The sequence below is a fragment of the Halorubrum sp. SD612 genome (assembly GCF_002135005.1).
This window is the reverse complement of the sequence record NZ_NEWI01000249.1, coordinates 1-2,651: the sequence shown is the minus strand read 5'-3', so window position 1 is coordinate 2,651 and position 2,651 is coordinate 1. Positions and strand designations below refer to the sequence as shown.

Here is a 2,651-nt window from a genome sequence, read left to right as displayed (position 1 = left end):
GTACACCGACTCGATCGCGCGACGGATGATCTTCCCCGACTGCGTCTTCGGGAAGGCCTCGACGAACAGGAGTTCGCGCGGCCGGAACGGCTTGCCGTGTTCGTCGCCGACCAGCGCCCGGAGCTCCTCGCGGAGGTCGTCGCTCGGGTCGGCGCCCGGTTCGAGGACGACGTACGCGACGACCGCGGTCCCGGTGGTGTCGTCGGGGACGCCGACGGCCGCGGCCTGATTGACCGCGTCGTGGTCGATGAGGACGCCCTCGATCTCGGCCGGGCCGACCTTCCGCCCCGCGACGTTGAGCGCGTCGTCGGCGCGACCGTGGAGGAACCAGAAGCCGTCCTCGTCCTTCTGCGCGAAGTCGCCGTGGTCCCACAGGTCGGGCCACGTCGACCAGTACTCGTTCAGGTAGCGCTCGTCGCCTGACCACAGCGACTTCGTCATCGACGGGCAGGAGTCGCGCGCGACGAGATAGCCGCGCTCGCCCGACTCCCGCACCGACTCGCCCGACTCGTCGACGATGTCGATGTCCATCCCGAGTCCCGGCCCGCCGAGGGTACAGGGCTTGAGGGGTTGGTTCGGCATCGGCATCAGGAAGCAGCCGCAGATCTCCGTCCCGCCGGAGATGTTGATTATCGGGCAGTCGCCCCCGCCGACCGCGTCGTGGAACCAACGCCACGACTCTGGGTCCCACGGTTCGCCGGTAGAGCCGAGGATACGGAGCGAGGAGAGGTCGTGCTCGTCGACCCACTCGTCCCCGTGCTTTCGGAGCGCGCGGATCGCGGTCGGCGAGATGCCGAACTGCGTGATCCCGTGCCGGTCGATCAGCTCCCAGAAGCGGTCGGGCTCCGGGTGGTCGGGCGCGCCCTCGTACATCACCACCGTGCCGCCGAACGCGTGGTTGCCGATCAGCGTCCACGGCCCCATCATCCAGCCGATGTCGGAGACCCAGAAGAACCGGTCAGCGGGCTTCTGGTCGAAGCCGAAGTGGATCTCCTTCGCGCACTGCGTGAGGACGCCGGCGTGGGTGTGGACGATCCCCTTCGGCTCGCCCGTCGTCCCCGAGGAGTACAGCAGCATGGACTCCTGGTCGCTCGGGAGCCGCTTCGTCTCGAACGACGACGGCTGCGAGCCGACCGCCTCGTCCCAAGTTCGGTCGCGCTCGTCGTTCCACGGGACCGGGTCGACGTCGCTCCCGCTGTCAGCGGAGTCGGCCGCGGGCGTCGCCCCCAGCCGGTCGTACACGACCACGTCCTCGACGTGACCCGCGTCGGCGACAGCCTCGTCGGCGGTCCCCTTCAGCCGGACGCCGTCGCCCCGGCGGTAGAACCCGTCGCCGGTGAACAGGACGGACGGCTCCGCGTCGTCGATCCGCGTCGCGGTCGCCTCGCGGCCGAACCCGGAGAAGATCGGCACGGCGATCGCACCGACCTTCAGGCAGCCGTAGAGGATCGAGACGACCTCGGGCACCATCGGCATATACAGCCCGACGGTGTCGCCGGTCTCGATCCCCGCCTCGGTCAGGTAGTTCGCGACGCGGTCGCTCTGCCGGCGGAGCTCGTGGAACGTGATCTCCCGGACGTCTCCGGGCTCGCCCTCCCAGATCAGCGCGACGCGGTTCCGGTTCGGCGAGTCGACGGCAGCGTGGCGGTCGACGACGTTGTGCGCGACGTTGACCTCGCCGCCGAGGTACCAGTCCGAGAACTGCGGCCCGTCGGCGTCGTCCCGGACCGCGTCGTAGTCGGTGAAGAACTCGATGTCGAGATAGTCGACGATCTCGTCCCAGAACCAGTCGACGCCCGACGCGGGCTCGCCCGGGACCTCCGAGGTGGTGCGCTCGATGAGCTCCTCGTAGTCGTCGATCCCGTACTCGCGCATGAACGCGGCGACGTTCGTCGACTCGGCGAACGCCTCGCTCGGTTCGTGTACGACCTCGTCTATCCCCTCGTACTCGTCCATCTCGCTCGGTGATTTTCGCGGCGACAGTAAGTAACTTTCCTGAAGGACTCGCCGGAGGTGTGCGTACTCGCCCGCGACCTCGACGGTCCCGCCACGTCCACCGGTGCGTCGCCGTCGTCGCGGACCGGCAGGTCGAGGCGGCTCGGCTCGGCACTGTTCCGTCCGAGGCAGCCGGCAGTCGCGCCGGCGAGCGCACCGATTCCCGCGGCGAGGTCGCTGCGTCGTTCCGTGGGCATCGCTCGTCGCGACGGAAGTTCAAGCCCGCACAGAGGACCGGTGGCGCCTGGAAAGCGAACGGACGCCGCCGAGCGCGGTGCCTACTCGTCGTCCGTCTCCGCCTCGTCGTCGCCGTCCGCGGCGGCGTGGATCGACTCGGGGACGATGTCGACGGAGGCGACCTCGTCGTCGGGGTCGAGGTTCATCACGATGACGCCCTTCGTGTTGCGACTGACCGTCGATACCTCCTCGACGCGGGTTCGCATGATCTGACCGTCGGCGCTCATGGCGATCAGGTGGTCGCCGTGGGTCACCGACTCGATGGCGACGACCTCGCCGTTCCGGTCGCCGGTCTTGATGTCGACGAGCCCCTTCCCGTTCCGCGACTGCGGGCGGTACTCGTCGAGGTCGGAGCGCTTCCCGTAGCCGTTCTCGGTGACGGTGAGCACCCAGTTGTGGTACTCGTCGTCGATGGCGGC

General features: G+C 69.0%; 2 protein-coding genes. Both read right to left on the bottom strand.

Annotated features, from left to right (window positions below; all coding sequences use genetic code 11):
* Positions 1-1,956 (bottom strand): AMP-binding protein (locus B9G38_RS15915; protein WP_086221024.1); only part of this gene is annotated, 1,956 nt, incomplete at its 3' end.
* Between the two features lie 317 nt (positions 1,957-2,273).
* On the bottom strand, positions 2,274-2,651 hold a 378-nt coding region (locus tag B9G38_RS15905; RefSeq protein WP_303646246.1), incomplete at its 5' end, for a DNA gyrase C-terminal beta-propeller domain-containing protein.